Origin of the sequence: Parabacteroides sp. PF5-9 (genome assembly GCF_029893105.1) — a bacterium.
Taxonomy (GTDB): domain Bacteria; phylum Bacteroidota; class Bacteroidia; order Bacteroidales; family Tannerellaceae; genus JARXWG01.
In genome coordinates this window covers 13,845-30,105 of the sequence record NZ_JARXWG010000016.1, presented here as the reverse complement: position 1 = coordinate 30,105, position 16,261 = coordinate 13,845, and the positions used below count along the sequence as shown (strand labels likewise).

Sequence of the window (16,261 nt, the reverse complement as noted above, 5' to 3'; positions counted from 1 at the left end):
TAATTAAGATTCAAGACATTGCTGATAAACAGCTGAAACTTCTTCTGCAATATGGTTCCAATTATACTTGGAAAGATCATAAGTTCTTGTCTGTTCAGGAAGAGCAAGTTGTTCCTTGAGTTTTTCAGTTAGATCAGAAAGATCATTCAGCTTGAAATAACACTGTTCAGGAAGAGCCACAACAAGATTGGCAGGTATATCGCTGGCCAGTACTTTGCGCTGAAAACTCATCGCTTCAAGCAAGGTTATAGGTAGTCCTTCGTGAGAAGACGGAAGAACAAAAAGCGCGGCATGACTGAATAGTTGGTGTAGTTTATCCCCTTTAACTGTTCCTGTAAGAATAACATGATTTTCATTGGCCAGGTTTTTCAAATAGAGGGAATAAGATGATTCATAGTCTGCATTCCCGGCAATGACCAGTTTATATTCCGGATTGTTCAACTGCACAAAAGCCTCTATCAAACGGTCAAACCGCTTCTCTTCAACAAAACGTCCGACGGCCAGTATATATTTTTGCGGTTGTACACCTATTTCATCCAAAAAAGAGGTCGTTGAAGGGTAAGAAGGCATAGTCGTTACTCCATTGAAAATGAGATGTACATTCCGTTCACGGTTGTATTTCTTTTTCAGAATATCTGTAATTACTGTTGAAATAGCAATAATATGATCTGCACATTTTGCTGTAAAATATTCGCCCAATTTGATGACGTTCCGGGAAATAAAGCCCCACTTCTCCCGATCATAATCAGGCCCATGATGAGTAATAACAAGCTTTAACCCCAACAATTTGGCTAATGGTGAAACAACAGCCGGGCCGATTGCATGAATATGAACAAGATCTGCCTTGATCCGATACGCATAACATACACCCAACAACGTATGTATTGCCGCTTCAAGACCGGTTATTTTCGGAGAATAAAGATCCTTAAAATGAATGCCCTTATACACTTTGCGTACCGGATTTTCCTTCACAAACCCTTTTCGACGAACAACAATAATTTCATCTCCTCTTTCTATTAAGCGGGGATATAATTCTTCACAGTGTGTTTCTATCCCACCCTGCATCTCTGGGAAACCTCTTAATCCTGTAACGACTATTTTCATTTTTCGCGATGCCTCAGGTTGCCTTGTTCAGGTGATTGGCCCACATCATACCACTTCCGTTCGAGACAAAGCGGTTTATTCAGTATGCTGTTGATCTTATTTTGCATCACCCACTTCAATGGATGTTTAATGTATTTTTTCATGACCGGCGAAGCTGTCCCGACCATCCAACAATTTTTCGGACAGGTTCTAACCTTTTCTCTTACTTTTTCAGCCTGTTCACTTTGCCAAATATCATCAAAATTTCTTGTTTGAAGGATATTCCCCATGCTCTCTTTCCAATACGCCTCCTCCAAGCCGTTACAGGGGTAGACTTCGCCATAAGGGTCGACAAAGAAATTGACCAAACCAGCTTCACAAGGAAGCATACGCCTGTTCCCTTCAATATAATTAATCAAACCATTATTAAAAAAGGCTCTGAACCATTTCTTCGGATGGTTTTCTTTCAATTGCATAGCAATCAGCTTCTCAAAGTTACCGATAACCTCTTCTTTGTTGGTTATCACATTATCGTATTTATGAAAATAGTACGAATTGTGAAAAGCAGCTGTGGCAAATTCCATATTCAGATTGTTTGCCAAACGATACAGATCCAACATATCTGCCGAATTATTATTGGAAACGGTAATACCAAAACCAATATCTTTCACCCCCATTTCCCGAAGTTTTAGTAAAAGACTCAAGCCTTTATCAAAACCGCCTTTACGTCCGCGCAATTCATCATTCACCACCGAAAGACCTTCAATGCTGACCCGAATACCAATCCGTGGAAATTTACGAGCCAGTTCAATCACCCGATCCTCAAACCACCCGGAAGTAGAGATGACCACTCGTGGAGATTTCCGGAACAACACCTCTACGATTTCATCCAGATCTTCACGAATAAACGGTTCTCCCCCTGTAATATTTACAAATTTAACATGGGGTAGCATTTCCAAGTCTTTCGCTTTGATCTCTTTACTTTTTTCCGTAGGATTATTCCAGATATCACACATTTTACAACGCATCGGACAGCGATAAGTTGTAATGATACACATATCAGTCGGTACAGGAATATATTTTTTATTATTCATATGAAGATGCTATCGTTTAGAAAAGCCTAAAGGTTTTTGTGTTTTTTGTTTATGATATATAAGAGTTTGTAAAATCAACACAAAGGTACAAATATTCCCTGAATAGTATTAATTTTGTAGTTCTTAATCAGAAAGGATAAATTAAAATGAAGGTAGCAATCGTAGGTACAGGATATGTCGGACTGGTCACCGGGACTTGTTTTGCTGAAATGGGCACCGAGGTCTATTGTGTAGATGTTGATACGGAAAAAATTGACAATCTGAAAAAAGGAATCATCCCCATCTATGAGCCAGGACTTGATGAAATGGTTTGCCGCAACTACGAAGCAGGGCGCTTACACTTCACAACCGAGCTCAAGGAAGTGATCAATCAGGTAGAAGTCCTTTTTTCTGCCGTAGGGACTCCCCCTGATGAAGATGGTAGCGCAGACCTTCGATATGTGTTGGACGTTGCCGAATCGGTCGGAAAGTATATGGATAAATATATACTGGTCGTTACTAAGAGTACGGTTCCTGTAGGAACGGCAGAGAAGATCAAACAAACCATCCTTGCCGAACAGAAAAAGAGAGATGTACATATCGATTTTGATATTGCCTCAAACCCGGAATTTTTAAAAGAAGGTGCTGCCATTAAAGATTTCATGAGCCCCGACCGGGTTGTTGTCGGTGTTGAGTCCGAAAAAGCCAAGACCATCATGTCAAAGCTTTACCGTCCTTTCCTGCTCAATAATTTCCGGGTCATTTTTATGGATATACCCTCCGCCGAAATGACAAAATATGCAGCAAATGCTATGCTCGCGACCCGCATTAGTTTTGTGAATGAGATGGCCAATTTATGCGAATTAGTTGGTGCCGATATCAATATGGTCCGGAAAGGGATCGGCACTGACTCACGTATTGGTAGCCGCTTTTTATATGCCGGTTGCGGATATGGCGGATCGTGTTTCCCCAAAGATGTAAAAGCGTTAATCCATACCGCCAAAGATTACAATTACCCCATGCGGATACTCAATGCAGTAGAAGAGGTCAATGAAGTACAAAAATCAATCCTGTTCAACAAACTATCCGATTATTATACGACAGATCTGTCCGGTAAACATATCGCAGTCTGGGGATTGGCTTTTAAACCTGAAACCGACGATATGAGAGAAGCACCTTCTTTAGTCTTGATCCACAAGCTGTTGGATGCCGGATGCAGGGTGACGGCTTATGACCCGGTAGCAATCGCTGAGGCTAAAAGACGATTTGGCGATCGCATACAGTATGCCAAAGACATCTATGAAACGGTGGTCGATGCGGATGCATTATTAGTCATTACCGAATGGAAAGAATTTCGACTACCCGCATGGACGGCTATCAAAAAATTGATGAAAAATCCGGTGGTTTTCGACGGACGCAACTTATACGATAAAACCGAATTGACAGAAGCCGGCTTAATGTATCATTCGATCGGGCGAAACTAATCAGACCGTTATGCCCATCTTTTTCATCAGGAAATAAGCATTCATATTCTGCGCCACACCTTCACGAAGCAAATAGGAGAATGATAATTCATCATTCGTAATATCTGCTTCAAATCTGTAGTTCTTAATTTGCTCGGGAAACTCCTCTTCCAATGTGCCTAACACCAAATCATGAGTCGCTATAATTCCACAGGTTTTATAGGCCACCAACTGCTTCATTAATGCGATCGATCCTTTTTGTTTATCTATCGAATTCGTCCCTTTCAGGATCTCATCAAGAATGATAAACAGTTCCTCGCCAGCTTTCAAACGATCAATGATCATTTTAAGCCGTTTCAGTTCTGCAAAAAAATAGGATTCGTTACTGGCCAATGAGTCTGATGTTCTAAGACTGGTCACTAAATGAGCAGGGTATACAGTTAACGATTCGGCACATACCGGTGCCCCCATACACGCCAACAAGAAATTAACACCAACCGTTCGTAAATAGGTACTCTTTCCGGCCATATTGGCACCGGTAATAATCAAGAACCAAGGACTTTTATGAATCTGTATATCATTCTTCACACACGCTTTACGATCCAATAAGGGATGCCCCAAAGCCTTTCCTTCCATCTTAAAATAGGAATCGGTGATCTCCGGAAAAACAGCGTCAGGATGATTAAAGGCAAAACCGGCTAATGAACTTAATGCATCAAAATGCGCCAACGCATTAAACCATCCTTCAATCTCTGAAGCATAAGCCTCTTTCCATCGCTCCAGACACATCGCATGACGGGTATCCCGCATATACAAAATATTCAATATAAGCCCCATCGCACTGAACCGCTGATCTAATCCTCCGATATATTGGGATAGTTTTTTTATCGCCTGTGATGCCGTATGATTGTTTTTCCCTGTTAGTCGGCGACTGATTTCAGCCAACTCTTCCGCCTGAAAAAAATCACCTTCAATACGCACCATCAGATCCGAATAAACCGAAAAAATCTTGTGCATCTTATCGACCGAATTATACAAAACGGTCACTTTCTTGGCTGGAAGATAGGCTATCAAAAAACTAATCAGAAAATAAAGGCCAAACAACCCTTCCGGAACAATTCCTACTATCATCCCCAAGATGACCAACGTCCATCCGATTGGTATAATCCAAGTCAAGATCTTCCAAAGTGTACTGTTTATAAACTGAAATTTGCCTGCCGACAACGTATATAATACATCGGCATCATTCTTACGACTTTGCTGCGAACATCCCTGTACATAGAAATCCTGCCGTAAATGAATATAAGAGGTACTCAGTTCACGAATCGCCTGTTGCCGCCGGAGAATCTCTTTTTTATTCGTCAACGGAGAAAGAAACCACTCGACCAACAACTCTCTTCCTAAAGGAGTCACTGTTCGATTGACCGATTGAAACAAGGAATGGTCTCCAAAAAGATCCAAATCCAAACTATATGAATGTGCAGAAGAACTCTTTTCCGGAGCTCCGTCAAAAGCACTAAAATCATAATCCAAACCACTTAACTCATTCTCGTTTAACCGGATAAGTGCATTAACATACTCCTTCTTAACAGCCAGTTTATTATGATAAATCATGAACACCACAAACGGGATCAGATATAGGATCAACACCCCTGTAATAAGCTGCCAATCAGCATTCCGTACAAACCAAACCGAAATCAATGCCAACAAAACAAGCACCAAACGCACACTTCCCAACAAGTGAATACGTCTTTTTAATCCATTCAATTGAATAGTATATTCTTGAACTTGCTGCAAATAATAACCACGCACTTTCTCCATGGACGCAAAGGTATAAAAATAGAACCATCTGAAGATATTCTTTTTTTATGCAAAACCATTTACAAAACCGTTTGCGACACTTTTTTGTTAGAGGTACGTCTAAAATTGTTTAGAGGTACCTCTAAATCGATTTACACCTACCTCTAAATTTGTTTACACCTACCTCTAAATTATTTTAGACGTACCTCTAACAGAAAAATGTCCCTGGCTGTCCTGTTTTTTCCCTTCGAGGAAACAGAAAAACCTTCGCATGAGAAGATTTTTTCTTCCTATATTGTGTTAAACGATGTCTATTATTTGAAAAATAATTCCTTAATTGCGCTGTTTTCGATCAGGAAAAAAACTCGTACAAGCGTTATTTATCATAATTAACCCATTATTTGTGAATTTACTTTTTTATTAAAATAACCTAATCACTAAATTATCATGCGAAAAAAACTTATGGCGGCTTTATTGCTGAGTGGCTTTATAAGCGCCGGATGGGCACAACAAACCCCATCTTTTGAGATTGAAGCCTGGGTTACAGAACCTGACCGTTCGGTTCTATTCCAACAACAAACGGAAAAAATTCCTTTTTCCAGTACACCACAAGGTCGAAGAACCGGTTCCACGATTGTTATTGACGAACAACATGCTATGCAAAGTGTCGATGGTTTCGGATATGCTCTGACTGGTGGAAGTGCGGAGTTGATGATGTTGATGACCCCAGCTGCCCGAACTGCTCTTTTACAGGATCTATTCTCAACCAAAGGTAATCACATCGGAGTCAGTTATATTCGTCTGACTATCGGAGCCTCCGACCTGAATAGTTTTGTATTCTCTTACAACGACCTTAAAGCAGGAGAGACAGATGTTAACCTAAATAAATTTGATCTGGCACAGGACAAAAAGGATGTTATCCCGGTGATGAAAGAGATTTTGTCTATCAATCCGGATATTCAGATTCTGGCTTCTCCCTGGTCGCCCCCAACGTGGATGAAAACCAACGATAAGGTGAAAGCCGGCGGATTGAAACCGGAATATTATGAGGTGTATGCCCGTTATTTTATCAAATATATTCAGGCCATGAAAGCGGAAGGGATTGAAATTGATGCGATCACCATTCAGAATGAACCGTTGAATGCCAACAATACCCCGAGTATGCGCATGTCGGCACAGGAACAGGGCGAATTCATTAAAAAATATTTAGGTCCACAATTGGCTAAAGCAAACCTGAAAACAAAAATCGTTTTGTTTGACCACAACTTAGACAGACCGGATTATGCATTAGCCATTTTGAATGATCCTGAAGTGAATCCCTATGTCGATGGTTCAGGCTTTCACCACTACGGAGGTGATATGAGTGCCATGACTGTTGTTCATAACGCTTTTCCGGATAAACATCTTTATTTCACTGAACAGATGATCACCGAACGTCCGGGAAGTCCGAATATCGCTATTGCAGCGCAAGTGAAACGTATGATTATCGACGTGACCCGCAACTGGAGCCGCAACGTGATCCTTTGGAACTTTGCAGCCGATCCGCTGAATGATCCGCATACGGATGATGGAGGTTGTTCGATGTGCCAGGGGGCTGTGACCATTGATGGGGATAAGGTGACCAATAATCTGGCTTACTATGTGATCGCACATGCTTCTAAGTTTATCCGTCCGGGCTCTGTACGCATCGGTTCGACCAATGCTGGTGACATGACCGTGGCATTAACAACTGATGAGGAACGCAGAGAGGTCACTCGTGTGGCTACTTTTAATAATATGGATGTACTACCGAATGTGGCTTACAAAACACCGGAAGGCAAAACGGTATTGGTGGTAGCCAATACGTCCTTTAATACACAAGGGTTCAGAATCCAGTATAAAGGACAGTATGCGAATATCCGACTTAATCCGGGAGCGGTAGGAACGTATGTGTGGTAAAAATTGATAACAGATATGATAAAAATAACAGCGCCACGGCTTGCCAATAAATTGAACGAAATGAGCGACCTCCTCGAGGTATTGAATGAAAAAGACAATGAGTTGACAGAGATTTCATTCAGTAATCAGTCGGTCGAATCTGTGAAAAGAGAACGGTTGATTATTTATGGCTGCCTATTTTCTAACTGTATTTTTACGGATAGCCATTTCCGGAAAGCACAATTGAATGATGTGGTGTTTAAAAATTGTGACTTATCGAATATTCATCTCTCGGGGAGTAGTTTTACCCGTGTGGAATTCAATGGCTGTAAATTAACCGGAACGAACCTCTCTGAAACACAGCTAAACCATGTCCTCTTCAGAGAGTGCCGGGGGGAGTATATCAACTTATCGGGAAGTAATCAACGGAATGTATTTTATCAACGATGTAATCTCCGCGGTGGCGCATTTGATAATTGTGTGATTCATGAAGTGGGTTTTGAAACCTGCAATCTTGTGGAGGCTGAGTTCTATCAAACCGCACTCAAAGGGGTTGATCTTTCCGACTCTGAAATAGCAGGGATACGGGTAAGTACCGTCGTTTCTCCCGAACTACGGGGTGTCACAGTCAATACTTTACAAGCGTTGGAACTGGCCAATTTGCTTGGAGTAAAGATCCGGGAGTAAATGGTCGCTCCATCCACTTATTGTGTGATGTGTTCGAATAGTTCTGATTAAATGTAAACAGACGAACCGAAAATCTCGATTCGTCTGTTCTCTCATGATGCTACTTATAATTCGCATCACTCTTTCTGATTAAAACGGTTAAATCTCATAAAGTATAACAAAGCGCACAACTTATTTAACTAACTAAAAATATATATGGCTTCTACTCTGTTTCTTCTTCTTTTTGTTTGATAAAGGTAGGATGTTTTTGCCTCACAATACAGATATTCACCTGGTAATCAACTATTATTTATTTCAAAATTCAATTATCGTAAATAAGCTTCATGCATTCTCCGTAAAAGGAGGTTTGACGGGGGGCTTATTTGTCATTTATTACAGTTTTTTAAAAAAAATCCCAATTTGAGACATATTTTGTGTCTTTGAGACATCTTGGTCTAAAGTACGACATCAGTACGAAGAGATGTCCCTTCCAATAAAAAAACCTCCTGACAATATATAGCTGCCAGGAGGTTTATTTTCTTATTCAGGGAGTAAACCCCTTCTGAATAGCTTATTTTTTATACGTTTTATAGCCATAAACAGCCAATGCACCTAATTCTTCCTCTATACGAAGTAATTGATTGTATTTGGCCATACGGTCAGAACGGCTCAATGAACCGGTCTTAATCTGTCCGGAGTTTGTGGCTACGGCGATGTCGGCAATGGTTGAATCTTCTGTTTCTCCTGAACGGTGTGACGTTACTGATGTATACCCATTGCGATGAGCCATTTCGATCGCATCTAATGTTTCCGACAATGAACCGATCTGATTTACCTTAATCAGAATAGAGTTTGCACAACCCATCTCAATCCCTTTCTTCAGGAATTCGACATTGGTAACAAACAGGTCATCACCTACCAACTGGCATTTATCGCCAATTTTGTCGGTCAATAATTTCCAGCCATTCCAATCATTTTCATCCATACCGTCTTCAATAGAGTCGATCGGATATTTACTGACTAATTCTGCCAAATAATCAGCTTGTTGAGCAGAAGTGCGCTTGGCTCCATTGCTGCCTTCGAATTTAGTATAGTCGTAAATACCGTCTTTAAAGAACTCTGAAGAAGCACAGTCTAAACCAATCATCACATCTTTACCTGCTTTATAACCTGCAAGTTCGATGGCTTTGATGATCGACTCCAACGCATCTTCTGTTCCTTTCAATGCAGGAGCAAAGCCTCCTTCATCACCAACAGCAGTACTCAGACCACGGTCGTGAAGCACTTTCTTCAAAGCATGAAAGACTTCAGTTCCGCAACGCAAACCTTCTTTAAATGAAGGAGCGCCTACCGGACGGATCATAAATTCCTGGAAAGCAATAGGGGCGTCGGAGTGAGATCCTCCATTGATAATATTCATCATCGGTACCGGCAATACATAGGTATTTGTTCCGCCAATATAACGATACAAAGGAAGATCCAGATAGTTTGCAGCAGCTTTGGCCACCGCCAGAGAAACACCTAAAATCGCATTTGCACCGAGTTTAGATTTTGTTTTTGTGCCGTCTAATTCGATCATTTTGTGGTCGATCGCTCGCTGTTCCAAAGCGCTCATACCCAATAATGCCGGAGCGATCAGTTTGTTGATATTTTCAACCGCTTTCTGAACACCTTTACCTCCATAGCGTTTCTTGTCGCCATCACGTAATTCGATAGCTTCATTTTCTCCTGTTGAGGCTCCGGAAGGAACAGCTGCACGGCCAAAGGCTCCTGATTCCAAATAAACATCGACTTCGACAGTCGGATTTCCACGAGAATCCAAAATCTCTCTACCTACGATTTTTACAATTTCCATTGTCTTATACTTTTATTTGTTATGATTTAATCCTACAAAGATACAATAATATCATAATCAGAAATCTGGCTGAAAGGTATATTATCTTTTTCCTTTAATTCTTCACATATCAAAAAAAAACGGCCTGTATACTGATTATACAAGCCGTCTTTATCCGATCAGAATGTTATTTATTCTTCTGTTTTTTCTTCTTTTACTTCTTCAGCCGGTGCTTCGACTTCCGCTACTACTTTTTCTTCTGCAACAGCTTCTACAACCGGAGCAGCTTCTGTAGATTTCTTACGAGAACGTCTTGCTTTCGTCTTCTTCTTAGAAGTATCTTTCAACATGTTTTCATTATAGTCGACTAACTCAATAAAACACATTGCAGCATTATCACCCAAGCGATTACCTGTTTTAATGATACGGGTATATCCGCCCGGACGTTCACTCACTTTCTGAGAAACTTCCTTAAAAAGTTCTGTTACTGCATATTTATTCTGCAGTGTACTAAATACGACACGTCTTGAATGCGTAGTATCTTCTTTAGACTTCGTGATAAGGGGCTCCACAAATTTGCGCAGTGCTTTTGCCTTGGCTGTTGTTGTAAAGATTCTTTTATGCAGAATCAAAGAAGAAGCCATATTCGAAAGCATCGCCTCACGGTGAGTATTTGTACGACCTAAATGGTTGAATTTCTTATTATGTCTCATCTCTTTCTTACTCTTTATCTAATTTATATTTTGAGATATCCATACCGAATGAAAGGTTTAGGCTTTCAAGCAATTCATCAAGTTCAGTGAGAGATTTTTTACCGAAGTTGCGGAACTTCAATAGGTCATTTTTATTGAATTTGACTAATTCTCCCAATGTTTCAACATCTGCGGCCTTCAAACAATTCAAAGCACGTACTGAAAGATCCATATCTGCCAATTTACTCTTAAGCAGTTGACGCATATGAAGCACTTCTTCGTCGAATTCTTCATTGCCATCTGTATCAACCGTCTCAATAGCAATCTTTTCATCTGAGAACAACATGAAATGATGTATCAGAATTTTAGCAGCTTCTTTCAACGCTTCTTTCGGATGAATAGAACCGTCTGTGGCTATTTCAAGAACCAACTTTTCGTAGTCCGTCTTCTGTTCAACGCGGAAGTTTTCAACACTATATTTGACATTACGGATAGGGGTGAAAATAGAATCAATCGCTATGACAAGAATATCCGCATTAGGATCTCTATTTTCTTCTGCAGGTACATACCCACGCCCTTTATTAATAGTCAATTCGATTTGAAAACCTGCTTTCGGCTCTAAATGACAAATAACCAAGTCGGGATTCAAAACTTCAAATCCTGTCAGTTGTTTGCCTATATCACCGGCTTTGAACACTTCCGAACCCGAAACAGTAATACTTACTTTTTCATTCTCGATATCATCTACAATATGCTTGAAACAGACTTGTTTCAAGTTCAGGATTATGTTAGTTACATCTTCTATAACACCGGGAATTGTAGCAAATTCATGTTCAACTCCTTCGATCTTAATGGATGTAATAGCAAAACCTTCAAGAGATGATAGGAGAATACGGCGCAAGGCATTACCAATAGTAATCCCATAGCCGGGTTCTAACGGACGAAACTCGAATTTTCCGAAGAAATTGTCCGCTTCTAACATTAATACTTTATCGGGTTTTTGAAATGCTAATATCGCCATGGAAATTAATTTTTAGAATATAATTCTACGATCAACTGTTCTTTGATGTTTTCAGGAATATCCGCTCTTTCAGGCAGATGTAATAATTTCCCGCTCATAGAAGCTTGATCCCACTCAATCCATGGATATTTGCTATGATTGAAGCCTGCAAGGGCGCCAGAGACAACTTCCAAAGATTTTGATTTTTCTCTTACTCCTATAATCTGACCGGCTTTTACTGCATAAGAAGGAATATTGACAACCTTACCATCGACAGTGATGTGACGGTGAGAAACCAATTGACGGGCAGCAGCGCGTGTGGGAGCAATACCCAAACGATAAACGATATTATCCAAACGGCCTTCTAACAATTGCAGAAGCACCTCACCGGTAATACCTTTCGAGCGTGAAGCTTTATCAAACAGATTTCTAAATTGTTTTTCCAATACACCATAGGTATATTTCGCTTTTTGTTTTTCTTTCAGCTGAATACCATATTCAGATGTTTTTCTTTTACGAGAGTTACCATGTTGACCCGGAGGATAATTCTTTTTAGAAAGAACCTTATCCGGTCCAAAGATAGCTTCGCCGAATTTGCGGGCAATTTTTGTTTTTGGTCCAGTATATCTTGCCATTTTTAAATTGTTTTAATGTTCTGTTTGAATCTTAAACCGTGCAGCCGCGATTACAGAGAGGATAAGGTCAATATGCAATCTATTCACAATTAGGGATTCAATATCCAGGAAACTATAGTTAATTATACTCTTCTCTTTTTAGGAGGACGACATCCATTGTGTGGTAATGGAGTAACATCAACAATTTCTGTTACTTCAATCCCTGCTCCATGAATCGTTCTGATCGCAGACTCACGTCCGTTACCAGGTCCCTTTACGTATACCTTGACTTTTCTCAAACCAAGATCATAGGCCACTTTTGCACAATCCTGTGCAGCCATCTGAGCAGCATACGGAGTATTCTTTTTAGAACTTCTGAATCCCATCTTACCTGCAGATGACCAACTGATTACCTGACCATCGCCGTTGGCAAGAGTTACAATGATATTGTTGAAAGAAGAATGAATATGAGCTTGACCATAAGCGTCAACCTTCACGTTTCTCTTCTTTGCTGCGACTGTTTTTTTTGCCATATTAACTCTTATTATTTAGTAGCTTTTTTCTTGTTTGCAACTGTTTTCTTCTTACCCTTACGTGTACGGGCATTGTTTTTTGTGCTCTGTCCTCTTAAAGGCAAACCGATACGATGACGGATTCCACGGTAACAACCGATGTCCATCAGACGTTTGATATTCAGCTGAACTTCTGAACGAAGATCTCCTTCAACTTTATACCCTTCACCGATCACTTCACGCACTTTCGCTGCTTGATCATCTGTCCAGTCTTTGACTTTGAGATCACGATCTACACCGGCTTTCTCTAAAATAGAGTTTGCTGCACTACGACCAATACCATAAATATAGGTCAATGCAATTTCTCCTCTTTTATTTTGTGGTAAGTCTACCCCAACTATTCTTATAGCCATATTCCTTATTTATAATTATTTGCAAAAATAATAATTTATCCCTGACGTTGTTTGAACTTGGGATTTTTCTTGTTAATTACATATAAGCGGCCCTTTCTTCTGACAATTTTACATTCTGGGGTACGCTTCTTTAATGATGCTCTTACTTTCATATCGTGTTTATTTTATTTGTATCTAAAAGCAATTCGACCTTTGGATAAATCGTAGGGTGACATCTCTACTTTCACTTTATCACCGGGAAGGATTTTGATATAATGCATACGCATCTTTCCCGATATATGTGCTGTTATCTCATGTCCATTCTCCAATTCAACCCGAAACATTGCGTTCGACAACGCTTCTATTATTATTCCATCTTGCTCAATTGCTGCTTGTTTAGCCATATATAAAATCCTAAATTAAATCGCTTTGTCGCCTAACACATTTTCTAAAAAATCAAATGAAGATAAAATCTGCGAACCTTCCGGGCGGATGGCAATGCAATGCTCAAAATGAGCAGAACACTTTTTATCCTTTGTCCGTACAGTCCAACCGTCACTTTCGAAAACAACATTTCTGCTTCCTTGGTTAATCATAGGCTCAATACAGATACACATTCCATTACGTAATAAAGAACCAAAACCACGACGCCCATAATTGGGAACCTCCGGCTCTTCGTGCATCTTCTGACCGATACCATGTCCGACTAATTCCCGAACTACAGTATACCCATTCGATTCACAATACGTTTGAATGGCATTAGCAATATCACCAATCCGACCTCCTTCAACGGCCTTTCCTATCCCCTGATAAAGCGCTTCTTTTGTTGTTTTCAACAACTTCAGCACTTCAGGTGCAACTTCTCCTACACAAAATGTATAAGCCGAATCGCCTACAAACCCATCCAGTATAGTTCCACAGTCGATAGAAATGATATCACCTTCTTGCAAAATGGTTTTCGCAGAAGGAATTCCGTGAACAACCTGTTCGTTGAGTGAAGCACATATCGAATTCGGGAAACCTCCGTATCCCAAAAATGCCGGAACGGCACCATTATCTCTAATGAATTCTTCAGCAATTTGATCAAGTTGAAGCGTAGACACCCCCGGAGCAATATATTTGGCTAATTCGCCTAGTGTTTTGCCCACTAGTTGGTTGGCATTACGCATCAACTCTATCTCTTCATCCGTTTTTAGATAAACCATGCTTAATAAGCGGCAACAGAGCCTGAACGTCCTTTAATTCTTCCAGATTTTAACAGTCCGTCATAATGACGCATCAACAAATGGCTCTCAACCTGTTGCAATGTATCTAACACTACACCAACAAGGATAAGCAATGATGTTCCACCGAAAAATTGTGAAAATTCCATACTCACACCAAACAGACGAGCAAAGGCCGGCATAACAGCAACCAATGCAAGGAAAAATGCTCCGGGAAGCGTGATACGACTCATAATCTCGTCCAGATAATCCTTGGTAGCCTTACCTGGCTTCACCCCTGGAATAAATCCATTATTCCGTTTCAAATCGTCTGCCATCTGGGTCGGATTGATCGTAATTGCTGTATAAAAATAAGTAAACAGAATGATCAACACTGCAAACACAAAATTATACCAGAAGCCGGTATTATCCATAAATGCAGCCCAGAAAGGACTTTGATTGGCCGAACTGGAAAAACCAACAATTGAAATCGGGATAAACATAATAGCCTGTGCAAAGATGATCGGCATAACATTCGCAGCGTTCACCTTCAATGGGATATATTGTCTGGCTCCCCCATATTGTTTATTTCCAACAATTCGTTTTGCATATTGCACCGGCACCTTACGTGTACCTTGTACCAATAAAATAGCACCTGCAATAACAAGCAAAAGGAACAACATTTCAAACAAGAACATCACCAAACCGCCTGTACGTTCACTTGTTCTGGAAACAAATTCCTGAAACAGCGATTGTGGTAAGCGGGCGATAATCCCCACCAGAATGATAAAGGAAATACCATTTCCAATACCTTTATCAGTAATACGTTCTCCTAACCATAAAACAAACATACTTCCTGCCGCCATGATCACGGTAGAGGAAATAGTAAAGAATATACCTGCAGGAAGAACTGCACCTACTGCTCTAAGCTGTACACTTAAGTTCACAAGATACGTCGGTCCCTGGAACAAAAGAATAGCAATAGTCAGATAACGCGTCCACTGATTTATTTTTCTACGACCACTCTCCCCTTCCCGCTGTAATTTCTGGAAAGAAGGAATTGCAATGGCCAACAACTGCATAACAATAGAAGCAGAAATATAAGGCATGATTCCCAAAGCAAAAATAGACGCATTTGAAAATGCACCTCCGGAAAACATATCCAACAAAGCTAATAATCCTCCTCTTGTCTGCTCTTGCAAAGCGGTTAACGCTTTAGGGTCAATACCTGGAAGAACTACATATGTACCAAAACGATATATAGCTACAAGTAACAGGGTAGTGAGGATTCGATTTCTCAAATCCTCAATCTTCCAAATATTTTTTATTGTTTCAACTGCTCTCATGATTTAGAGTTTAACAACCGTTCCACCTGCGGCTTCGATAGCTGCTATTGCACTTTTAGAAAAAGCATGTGCTTCTACTTCTAATTTTGCACTCAGACTACCTTTACCAAGAATTTTAACTAACTGTGAAGAAGAAATAAAACCTGCTTCAATCAACTCATTGACTCCAACTTTTGTTAACTGTTTCGCTTCAACTAATTGTTGAAGAGTCTCCAGATTTATTGCTTTATATTCTACACGGTTAATATTCTTGAAACCAAATTTAGGTAAACGTCTTTGAATAGGCATCTGTCCACCTTCGAAACCAATCTTTCTGGAATATCCCGAACGAGATTTGGCTCCTTTATGACCTCTTGTTGAAGTACCTCCTAATCCTGAACCCGGACCACGTCCGATTCTCTTTCTGGTCTTGGTAGATCCTTCAGCCGGTTTTAAATTTGATAAATTCATATGTATAATTTATTATTTCAACCCATTATTACTTTTCTACTGAAACCAAATGTTTCACTTTCTCAACCATACCCAGGATTGCAGGAGATGCTTCATGTTCAACAACCTGATTCATCTTCCTCAGACCTAATGCATCCAATGTTCTTTTCTGGTCTTTCGGGCATTTAATTCTACTTTTGATTTGCTTTACTTTAATCGTTGCCATAAAATAGTCCTC

Annotated in this window: 18 protein-coding genes; 3 read left to right on the top strand and 15 right to left on the bottom strand. The window is 40.1% G+C overall.

Going from position 1 to position 16,261, the window contains the following annotated elements; translation table 11 throughout:
- Positions 1-3 precede the first annotated feature (3 nt).
- Together M2135_RS10220 and M2135_RS10215 are read right to left on the bottom strand one after the other, a co-directional pair.
- Complete coding sequence (locus M2135_RS10220; RefSeq protein WP_280748403.1) at positions 4-1,104, bottom strand: glycosyltransferase family 4 protein; 1,101 nt, start codon at positions 1,102-1,104, stop codon at positions 4-6.
- A complete protein-coding gene (locus M2135_RS10215; protein WP_280748402.1) occupies positions 1,101-2,177 on the bottom strand; it encodes a radical SAM protein in 1,077 nt (358 codons plus the stop codon). The genes M2135_RS10220 and M2135_RS10215 overlap by 4 nt, the downstream gene beginning before the upstream one ends.
- Positions 2,178-2,323: 146 nt before the next feature.
- Between M2135_RS10215 and M2135_RS10210 the strand changes: the two genes are divergently transcribed.
- Complete coding sequence (locus M2135_RS10210) at positions 2,324-3,640, top strand: UDP-glucose/GDP-mannose dehydrogenase family protein (RefSeq protein ID WP_280748401.1); 1,317 nt, start codon at positions 2,324-2,326, stop codon at positions 3,638-3,640.
- Here the strand turns inward: M2135_RS10210 and M2135_RS10205 are convergent, their stop codons facing one another.
- Complete coding sequence (locus tag M2135_RS10205; RefSeq protein ID WP_280748400.1) at positions 3,641-5,440, bottom strand: DNA mismatch repair protein MutS; 1,800 nt, start codon at positions 5,438-5,440, stop codon at positions 3,641-3,643.
- Between the two features lie 426 nt (positions 5,441-5,866).
- Between M2135_RS10205 and M2135_RS10200 the strand changes: the two genes are divergently transcribed.
- Positions 5,867-7,357, top strand: coding sequence for a glycoside hydrolase family 30 beta sandwich domain-containing protein (locus M2135_RS10200; protein WP_280748399.1), 1,491 nt, complete (start codon positions 5,867-5,869; stop codon positions 7,355-7,357).
- 15 nt (positions 7,358-7,372) lie between these two features.
- Positions 7,373-8,023 carry a pentapeptide repeat-containing protein gene (locus M2135_RS10195; protein ID WP_280748398.1) on the top strand — a complete coding sequence of 217 codons (651 nt, stop codon included), beginning with the start codon at positions 7,373-7,375 and terminating at the stop codon, positions 8,021-8,023.
- A gap of 550 nt (positions 8,024-8,573) precedes the next feature.
- Here M2135_RS10195 and eno read toward each other — a convergent pair.
- The 12 genes from eno to rpmD all read right to left on the bottom strand — a co-directional run bounded on the left by eno (position 8,574) and on the right by rpmD (position 16,249).
- Positions 8,574-9,857: a phosphopyruvate hydratase gene (gene eno / locus M2135_RS10190; protein ID WP_280748397.1), complete on the bottom strand. Its 1,284-nt coding sequence runs from the start codon at positions 9,855-9,857 to the stop codon at positions 8,574-8,576.
- Between the two features lie 170 nt (positions 9,858-10,027).
- Positions 10,028-10,549 (bottom strand): 50S ribosomal protein L17, encoded by a 522-nt coding sequence (gene rplQ, locus M2135_RS10185; RefSeq protein ID WP_280748396.1) that lies wholly within the window; start codon positions 10,547-10,549, stop codon positions 10,028-10,030.
- Between the two features lie 7 nt (positions 10,550-10,556).
- Positions 10,557-11,549, bottom strand: coding sequence for a DNA-directed RNA polymerase subunit alpha (locus tag M2135_RS10180; protein WP_280748395.1), 993 nt, complete (start codon positions 11,547-11,549; stop codon positions 10,557-10,559).
- Positions 11,550-11,554: 5 nt separating this feature from the next.
- A complete protein-coding gene (rpsD, locus tag M2135_RS10175) occupies positions 11,555-12,163 on the bottom strand; it encodes a 30S ribosomal protein S4 (RefSeq protein ID WP_280748394.1) in 609 nt (202 codons plus the stop codon).
- 122 nt (positions 12,164-12,285) lie between these two features.
- Entirely contained in the window at positions 12,286-12,675 is a 390-nt protein-coding gene (gene rpsK / locus M2135_RS10170; protein WP_280748393.1) for a 30S ribosomal protein S11, read from the bottom strand.
- 11 nt (positions 12,676-12,686) lie between these two features.
- Positions 12,687-13,067: a 30S ribosomal protein S13 gene (gene rpsM / locus M2135_RS10165; protein ID WP_280748392.1), complete on the bottom strand. Its 381-nt coding sequence runs from the start codon at positions 13,065-13,067 to the stop codon at positions 12,687-12,689.
- A gap of 35 nt (positions 13,068-13,102) precedes the next feature.
- Positions 13,103-13,219, bottom strand: a complete 117-nt coding sequence (gene ykgO / locus M2135_RS10160) for a type B 50S ribosomal protein L36 (protein WP_082913950.1) — start codon at positions 13,217-13,219, stop codon at positions 13,103-13,105.
- A gap of 12 nt (positions 13,220-13,231) precedes the next feature.
- On the bottom strand, positions 13,232-13,450 hold the full coding sequence (gene infA, locus M2135_RS10155) for a translation initiation factor IF-1 (protein ID WP_280748391.1): 219 nt from the start codon (positions 13,448-13,450) through the stop codon (positions 13,232-13,234).
- Positions 13,451-13,465: 15 nt separating this feature from the next.
- The gene (gene map, locus M2135_RS10150; protein WP_280748390.1) at positions 13,466-14,251 is read right to left on the bottom strand and encodes a type I methionyl aminopeptidase; all 786 of its coding nucleotides are present in this window, start codon (positions 14,249-14,251) and stop codon (positions 13,466-13,468) included.
- Positions 14,252-14,253: 2 nt separating this feature from the next.
- Complete coding sequence (gene secY / locus M2135_RS10145; protein WP_280748458.1) at positions 14,254-15,597, bottom strand: preprotein translocase subunit SecY; 1,344 nt, start codon at positions 15,595-15,597, stop codon at positions 14,254-14,256.
- The gene (gene rplO / locus M2135_RS10140; protein ID WP_280748389.1) at positions 15,598-16,044 is read right to left on the bottom strand and encodes a 50S ribosomal protein L15; all 447 of its coding nucleotides are present in this window, start codon (positions 16,042-16,044) and stop codon (positions 15,598-15,600) included. It abuts the gene before it with no gap.
- A 28-nt stretch (positions 16,045-16,072) separates the two neighbouring features.
- The gene (gene rpmD, locus M2135_RS10135; RefSeq protein WP_280748388.1) at positions 16,073-16,249 is read right to left on the bottom strand and encodes a 50S ribosomal protein L30; all 177 of its coding nucleotides are present in this window, start codon (positions 16,247-16,249) and stop codon (positions 16,073-16,075) included.
- Positions 16,250-16,261 lie beyond the last annotated feature (12 nt).

Excerpts from the sequence above, each read along its gene's own strand:
- M2135_RS10220 (WP_280748403.1), bottom strand. The coding sequence starts at position 1,104 with ATGAAAATAGTCGTTACAGGATTAAGAGGTTTCCCAGAGATGCAGGGT.
- M2135_RS10215 (WP_280748402.1), bottom strand. The coding sequence starts at position 2,177 with ATGAATAATAAAAAATATATTCCTGTACCGACTGATATGTGTATCATT.
- M2135_RS10210 (WP_280748401.1), top strand. The coding sequence starts at position 2,324 with ATGAAGGTAGCAATCGTAGGTACAGGATATGTCGGACTGGTCACCGGG.
- M2135_RS10205 (WP_280748400.1), bottom strand. The coding sequence starts at position 5,440 with ATGGAGAAAGTGCGTGGTTATTATTTGCAGCAAGTTCAAGAATATACT.
- M2135_RS10200 (WP_280748399.1), top strand. The coding sequence starts at position 5,867 with ATGCGAAAAAAACTTATGGCGGCTTTATTGCTGAGTGGCTTTATAAGC.
- M2135_RS10195 (WP_280748398.1), top strand. The coding sequence starts at position 7,373 with ATGATAAAAATAACAGCGCCACGGCTTGCCAATAAATTGAACGAAATG.
- eno (WP_280748397.1), bottom strand. The coding sequence starts at position 9,857 with ATGGAAATTGTAAAAATCGTAGGTAGAGAGATTTTGGATTCTCGTGGA.
- rplQ (WP_280748396.1), bottom strand. The coding sequence starts at position 10,549 with ATGAGACATAATAAGAAATTCAACCATTTAGGTCGTACAAATACTCAC.
- M2135_RS10180 (WP_280748395.1), bottom strand. The coding sequence starts at position 11,549 with ATGGCGATATTAGCATTTCAAAAACCCGATAAAGTATTAATGTTAGAA.
- rpsD (WP_280748394.1), bottom strand. The coding sequence starts at position 12,163 with ATGGCAAGATATACTGGACCAAAAACAAAAATTGCCCGCAAATTCGGC.
- rpsK (WP_280748393.1), bottom strand. The coding sequence starts at position 12,675 with ATGGCAAAAAAAACAGTCGCAGCAAAGAAGAGAAACGTGAAGGTTGAC.
- rpsM (WP_280748392.1), bottom strand. The coding sequence starts at position 13,067 with ATGGCTATAAGAATAGTTGGGGTAGACTTACCACAAAATAAAAGAGGA.
- ykgO (WP_082913950.1), bottom strand. The coding sequence starts at position 13,219 with ATGAAAGTAAGAGCATCATTAAAGAAGCGTACCCCAGAATGTAAAATT.
- infA (WP_280748391.1), bottom strand. The coding sequence starts at position 13,450 with ATGGCTAAACAAGCAGCAATTGAGCAAGATGGAATAATAATAGAAGCG.
- map (WP_280748390.1), bottom strand. The coding sequence starts at position 14,251 with ATGGTTTATCTAAAAACGGATGAAGAGATAGAGTTGATGCGTAATGCC.
- rplO (WP_280748389.1), bottom strand. The coding sequence starts at position 16,044 with ATGAATTTATCAAATTTAAAACCGGCTGAAGGATCTACCAAGACCAGA.
- rpmD (WP_280748388.1), bottom strand. The coding sequence starts at position 16,249 with ATGGCAACGATTAAAGTAAAGCAAATCAAAAGTAGAATTAAATGCCCG.